8 protein-coding genes are annotated in these 6,371 nt (G+C 36.8%); all 8 read right to left on the minus strand.

The features are described 5' to 3' along the window. Positions 1–208 (minus strand): IS110 family transposase (locus DCC39_RS18305; protein WP_165820936.1); only part of this gene is annotated, 208 nt, incomplete at its 3' end. 138 nt (positions 209–346) lie between these two features. Then, positions 347–631 carry an ATP-binding cassette domain-containing protein gene (locus DCC39_RS19710; protein WP_116556328.1) on the minus strand — a complete coding sequence of 95 codons (285 nt, stop codon included), beginning with the start codon at positions 629–631 and terminating at the stop codon, positions 347–349. Between the two features lie 52 nt (positions 632–683). Beyond that, entirely contained in the window at positions 684–1,541 is an 858-nt protein-coding gene (locus DCC39_RS18315) for a hypothetical protein (protein WP_116556329.1), read from the minus strand. Next, positions 1,528–2,451 (minus strand): WD40/YVTN/BNR-like repeat-containing protein, encoded by a 924-nt coding sequence (locus DCC39_RS18320; protein ID WP_116556330.1) that lies wholly within the window; start codon positions 2,449–2,451, stop codon positions 1,528–1,530. The genes DCC39_RS18315 and DCC39_RS18320 overlap by 14 nt, the downstream gene beginning before the upstream one ends. Before the next feature lie 18 nt (positions 2,452–2,469). Then, complete coding sequence (locus tag DCC39_RS18325) at positions 2,470–3,450, minus strand: DUF4003 family protein (protein ID WP_116556331.1); 981 nt, start codon at positions 3,448–3,450, stop codon at positions 2,470–2,472. Between the two features lie 224 nt (positions 3,451–3,674). Then, positions 3,675–4,637, minus strand: coding sequence for an alpha/beta hydrolase (locus tag DCC39_RS18330; RefSeq protein WP_116556332.1), 963 nt, complete (start codon positions 4,635–4,637; stop codon positions 3,675–3,677). A 311-nt stretch (positions 4,638–4,948) separates the two neighbouring features. After that, positions 4,949–5,344, minus strand: coding sequence for a hypothetical protein (locus DCC39_RS18335; protein ID WP_116556333.1), 396 nt, complete (start codon positions 5,342–5,344; stop codon positions 4,949–4,951). A gap of 98 nt (positions 5,345–5,442) precedes the next feature. Continuing rightward, positions 5,443–6,294 carry a 23S ribosomal RNA methyltransferase Erm gene (gene erm, locus DCC39_RS18340; protein WP_116556334.1) on the minus strand — a complete coding sequence of 284 codons (852 nt, stop codon included), beginning with the start codon at positions 6,292–6,294 and terminating at the stop codon, positions 5,443–5,445. Positions 6,295–6,371 lie beyond the last annotated feature (77 nt).

A 6,371-nucleotide genomic window follows, 5' to 3' on the forward strand; every position in this document is an offset into this window, starting at 1 on the left:
TCCAGTACACTCCTGTGCTTTCCATCGCCACATGGGTACATTCGAAAGAGGAAAGCCAATCACTGAGCTCCAATAAATCCGGGGTCATTGTCCCAAAGGATTGCGTTTCTTTCACAAGACGTTTTCCATGCTTTCCAGCAATAACTGTGGCAACAACGGAGTCTTTGTGAACGTCCAATCCAGCACAGCGTTCAAGCAAATCTTCCATAACGATGTTCCTTTCAAATGAAATAAGAACAGGGTTCGCTTCGATCGGAGAAAGATGTAATTTGATATACGTGCTCGTGGCAACAGTAGGTTGTGCTCCACGATCGAAAGCTGTCCGTTTAGTTATCGGGGTCTGATGTTACTCCCACCATAAAAAGTTACGACTTACCATTCCCCTGNATCGAAGGTCCTCTGGGAAATGTTCCGGCACATAGCCAATCTTTCTTGAATTTCTTATGATTTTTCCACTTGTTGGTTCATAAATTCCTGCCAAAATTTTTAACAATGTGCTTTTACCTGAGCCGTTTTTTCCAGTGATAGCTATAACTGCAGGATTTCTCCATCTGAAAGAAATGTTTTGTAAAATTGAATGTCCATCAATTTCTTTATTTAAATTTATCGCTTCAAAAATGACTTTTTCCATTCAACCACGACCTGTTCTTAAATAGTTTAGTACCCTACTTTTTAGACTAATTTCAATGAACATATTGAAGTGTAATTGGCTTATTTTTTGCCATTGTTGCTTCATATAAACTGATACTCCCTGATGGCGGTACGGACGAGTTGGAATCTACTTCAAAATTCTCATTTAATGTTATCGCCCAAGCAGCCTGGTTATTTTTAGTTAGAACAACAGCAAGCGTTCCAAATTGGACGATATGATCCCAATCAAATTCCTCATATTTACCATTATGCACCACAGTAATTCCTTCTTGATTACTTATCACTTCGACGTCTTTCCCTTCCCAGCGCCCGTAGAGTGATGGGCCTACATAGTAATAGGAACCACCGCCGCCACGATCCCCATAAGTACCGATGTACTGGTGAATCGTGTTATCGGCTGCTTTGTAAGTAACTGCCGCAATATCTTTTGCCAACCATTTGACTTTAAATTCTCCGGTTGTTTTATAAGGAAAACTTTCTTTTGGCCGTGCGAGTATATAGTAATAGGTTCTGTAGTACACGGTCTTCCCTGTCTTTGTATTTTCTTTAAGTGCTAAAACATGTTTAAAGTCCGGCGAAATGCGAACAATATTTTTAATTTGATGGTTGTTTATAAAAAGCAACACGACATTGACAATAATGAAAAGAATGATAATACTGCCACCAATTACCTTCCATTTTTTCGTAATGCTAATAAGAAGCAGGATTGCCGCGGCTAAACAGATCATTATAAAAATATTTATGATATAAAATAGCCGATCATCAGTATACTCCACTTGGTACGTAGTATGTAAAAACAAATACCCTATTTGCAAAATGAAAAAGCCAATTGCGAAAAGGAAAAGCAACATTCCCCCAATTTTTTTTAAAGTATTCTTATTCTGTTTCATTAGGTGTTACCTCCGTGGAGAATCCCCATGTGACGCCATTATCATTCGAAATAAATTTACCTTTTACCTTCCCGCCTTTATAGTCGCCATTAGGCCCTTGATTAATGAATAATGCCAAATGATTTTCTTCTTTAACTGGTGTTTCAGCAATAACAAAGATTTCATTGTACTTTGCTGGAATATTAATGCTAGCTTCTTGCCAAGTATCTCCTGCATCTTGTGTAACATAAAGTTGAGGTTTTTCAGGATTAATCGTTCCAAATGATAAAAAACCTGTGTTTTCATCAACAAATCCGCCGTCTGCAATTAATCTCGTTACATTCGAATTGTTTGTTTCCTTCCAAGACTTTCCTCCATCCTTAGTTAAATAAACATTCGACATTTCCTGTGACATCGTTCGGTCACCGGAAACAATAATATATCCGAACTCGTCATTTAAAAAAGCGACTTTTCGGAAACGAATGGATGGGTAGGGTTGTGCAACGATTGAATCTTGCCAAGTTTTCCCTTGGTCAAGCGAATAGGTTAAGACTATTTTTTGGTCCTCCCAGCTAAGCCCATCCGAGTATAAAAAGGCAACACGATTTTTCGTAAGAATGTAACTATGCTCAATAAGTGTTTGTTTGTTTCCGCTATACTCCCCATTAAATAATTTATCTTTTTCAACTGGAACCGGAATCCAACTTTTTCCTTTGTCGAACGTAATGTTAAGTTGATCGTTTTGTAAAGAGTAATCAATGGGATGTTCAGCATATAGAGGTTGTTGTTTAGGTTCATCTTGTTCGGCTTTTTCCTCTAGCACTTCATTTAGCGGGAGGATCGGTTTGGAGTTTTGGTTTTGGTAAAAGATGATGGCAATGATTAAACCAATCATCATAAGACAGGCCGTACCAATCATAAAATTTCTCAATGAAAGAACTCCTTTTTTTTAACTGTTGGAATTGGATGTAGAAGCTGCTGTTGCAGCAGCTATTGTTGCAATCATGACAGCCTGCTGGGCTTGTAGGATGGTCTCAATCGTTGTGTATATGCTTGTTTCGATTAAACTTTCATGAGCCAGTTTTTCACTTACGTAAAAACAAACAGCTAACATCACGTTCATATCCTTTTGCCATTTGAAAGATTTTGCATTATTGAGTTGCTCATAGATTTGTATAATAATATTCATGTTGACTTCTTCGCAAGGAAGTAAAGCAAGCATGCCCATCAAAGGATAGTAAGCAGTCTTTTGTTTTAGTCCGCTCTCTTTGAAAGCATCATAGATACGTGTTGTGCGATTTACTAATGTTTCAACACTCTCATCTTTATTTAATGATAAAATATGGCTAAGAAATTGGAGGTCATTTCCTTTTCTAAATCCATTATTATTTAGTTCTCGGTAAAAATTCTCGGTATATTGGATAATGCCATCCCGATTTTCCAAAGCAAGTAATGTGGCAAGCGGATAATCACTAGCTGAAGTTAAAAGGAAATGCTCCCGTCTCATCCCATTATAAATCGCTTTAACTTTTGAAATGATCTCTTTTGAATGAGAAGGATTAGACTGTTTTGTAAGCAAAACAGATGCCGAAATATATGTAAAATTTCCTCTCTGGAACTTAGCTTGAATAAAACCTTCATATAAACTAAAAAAAGTTGGAATGAGTTCGACCGCATTTTCAAAATGAACATCAAGCGTGGCAGCAGTTGTATACCTTAAATAAGATCTCATGGAAGAGAAAACACTTGATTGCTTTTTGAGTTCATCTGAAATATGAATGAACCTTTCGTGATGAAACGCTTTTGATTTCATCACATAGAGAGAAGCAATTGTCATCAAAATACGCTTATCAGTAACATTCCATTTCAATTTTTCTTGTAGTTGATCATAGATGTTAATGTAATTGGAAACATGTTGTTCGATGTTCATTTTATATGCTCCTTTATTGGATGTTGCTGCTGTCTGTCATTCATAAAATAGTAGCAGCTTTAAAGCAAGTTTACATTCGATGCGTCCCCTTATGCAATCATAATGTGCGGACTGTGGTGGATGCATGAATATGTTCGTCACTATTTTAATTGAAAAGGGCAGCATCACTAATGGAGTGCTGCCCCCTTTTTTGAAGCGTTATGATTTACGAAATGCAAGAATTTTTACTTAACATACTTTTGCAGAAATTCATTTAATTTTTTAATATACTTATCTTTTTGAACTGCAAAAGCTTCTCCGTGATTGGCACCGTCAAATGTTATAATATCTGTTTCACTTTTCGTATTTTCATATAATTCTTTCGACATTTCTGTTGGCACAAAAGTATCATTGTTGCCGTGAATATATAAAATTGGGACGGTAGCTTTTTTTACTTGTTCTAGTGCAGATGCTTCTGTTAGTGAATACCCCGCTTGCATATTTGTTACTAAACTAGTGGTTGGCAAAACTGGAAATGCCGGCAGATGATACATACGGTGCATTTGATATTCAAATAAATCATACACACTTGTATATGGGCTGTCTGCTATGATTGCTTTGACATGATTGGGCAGGTCTTCCCCACTTGCCATTAAAACCGTAGCGGCGCCCATTGAAAGTCCATGTAAAACAATTTCGGACTGTGCTCCTTGATTTTTCAATACGAGTTTTATCCAATCTAAAAGATCCAACCGATCAGGCCAACCAAAGCCAATGTAATCTCCTTCGCTCTGTCCGTGGCCACGCAAGTCTACTGTTAATAGATTGTATCCGAGCTCATCATAATAATATTGCCCATATAATCCCATATCTTTTGCACGGCCAAGATAGCCATGAGCGAAAATCACTGTTTTATTTGTCGGCTTTTTTGCTTTTAAAAAATACCCTTGGAGTTCTAAGCCGTCACGTGACTGCATATCCCAAATTTCAAACGCTTGGCTGCTGACCCATTGGCGCCAATCGCCTTCCAAAAAAGTATCCATCGCTTTCGCAGACACTTTCAAATCTTTGTTTCCGACTAAAAAATCTTTTTCATTCCGCTTGATTGCAAGATTATAAAAATAAAAACTGGCGGTGATATCTATAATCAACAGTACACTAAGAAGACCTATACATATTTTAAGCCATCGCTTTTTTGTCACGTTCATCCCCCGTTCTTTCATCTCCTAGTCCTTAATACCTATATGTCCATTATACAAGAAAATGATTGGATGCAGCTTTGAAATTTAATGGTACTTGTTAACAGGTTGTAAAGCGCCTTTGGTAGGAGGATAAGGAACTTAGGATGATTTAACAGTGGGATAATTTTAAAGGGTTATAAAAACAATGAGTTGCTTTGGAACCATTCGACAAATAGAGGATGAACAACAAAAAGATAGGGACGGTACGTTAATTTTAGTACGTCCCTTTTATTATCTTGGAGAATAATTTCCACTTTTTGATGCAATTGGTTAAAGCTTTATATCTTTTTCACAATAATTGCTTTTGTGCTTTTAGACATTCTGCAGTCATTGATTTGTGCGTCTTCAATAATACCGAGTGTAAGGGCTGAATTGATTTTTTGCTTGTCCGGCTTTTTAATTACTTGGATGCAATCATGCAAATTTAATTCTTCTAGACGAAGTACAGTTTTTTCATCGTTAAAATCGTTTGATTGTCTAATTTGTCTTTGTATTTTATATTGCCCAATGTTTCTTTCACCTTTTTGGTTTTCCCCTACAGTTTCATCAAAATAAAGATGAAAAGCCTGATTTAGTTCTTTCAATTTTTTTTCAATTTCCTTTTTACTTTCACTTAATTCATAATACTTTTCCAAGTCTTTTTCTGAAATTGATTGATGATATTGTTTGGACATGCTTCTCCCCCCGCAATATGATATACACCATTCATATGATGGGAAGGAATGAAACATTCGAAAGGCTGAATGATCTGTGATCGCGGTTTCTCAAAAAGTTATCGCTTCTTTTTTGTTTTTGGCCACAAGGGACGCTGTACATACTGAATCATTGTCCTAAAAACAATTCCCCATTGAGATTCCGTTAGAGAACCGATTGTTATCTCATTTTTAATTCCTAAGTTTCTTTTTAAATGCTTCATTTGAGGCGGAGTAAATATTCCTTTTAGAGCCATTTCAATAGTCGCTCTTGGCTCTCTAAGTGCATATTCTGCAAGTCCTATAAAAATCACACGATCCTTAATTGGAATAATCGGTTCTTTTTTTCTATTTATCAAGACCATTGCACAATCCACTTTTGGAGGCGGGGAAAAGTTCGTTCTCGAAATTTCTTTGACATAGTGTAGGTCAAACCACATTCTCCAAGCTAAAACATAAGCGTTTTTAACGAACTTTGAAGTGAATCGTTTAGCCGCTCCTTTCTCCATTACGATAATTCCCCTTTGTAAAGCATTTGAAGGGTTGCTAAGCAACATTTTCATAATGGGGGTCGTAATGGAAAATGGAATGTTGGACACAACAACAAACTTTTCCTTCGGCAAATGGATTTTCATAATGTCTTGATGAACAATTGTGGTATTTGGGTTCAAAGCAGTTTTCCATTCAAGAATTTCAACAAATTTGGAATCATATTCTACCGCCAATACCTTTCCAGCTCTTTGATTTAATACTGTTGTTAAAGCACCTTTTCCGGCTCCCAACTCTAAAACGGTGTCTTGTTTGCTTACATTTGCTCGTTCTACCATTTCATTAAGCAATTTTTTATTATGCATCAAATGCTGTCCAGAGAAATTGGGAGGTTCTCCCCGGCTTAATTTTTGATTGCTATATTTATGAATTCTTCTTGTCATGTAAACACCCCTTAATCAAAACCACCCGTGTGAACGGGTGGTTTGCTCTACGGCTGAAAGCCTTTGTTACTGGCCAG

This window comes from Pueribacillus theae, assembly GCF_003097615.1.
GTDB classification, from domain to species: domain Bacteria; phylum Bacillota; class Bacilli; order Bacillales; family UBA6769; genus Pueribacillus; species Pueribacillus theae.

Excerpts from the sequence above, each read along its gene's own strand:
- DCC39_RS18335 (WP_116556333.1), bottom strand. The coding sequence starts at position 5,344 with ATGTCCAAACAATATCATCAATCAATTTCAGAAAAAGACTTGGAAAAG.
- DCC39_RS18325 (WP_116556331.1), bottom strand. The coding sequence starts at position 3,450 with ATGAACATCGAACAACATGTTTCCAATTACATTAACATCTATGATCAA.
- erm (WP_116556334.1), bottom strand. The coding sequence starts at position 6,294 with ATGACAAGAAGAATTCATAAATATAGCAATCAAAAATTAAGCCGGGGA.
- DCC39_RS18330 (WP_116556332.1), bottom strand. The coding sequence starts at position 4,637 with ATGAACGTGACAAAAAAGCGATGGCTTAAAATATGTATAGGTCTTCTT.
- DCC39_RS18315 (WP_116556329.1), bottom strand. The coding sequence starts at position 1,541 with ATGAAACAGAATAAGAATACTTTAAAAAAAATTGGGGGAATGTTGCTT.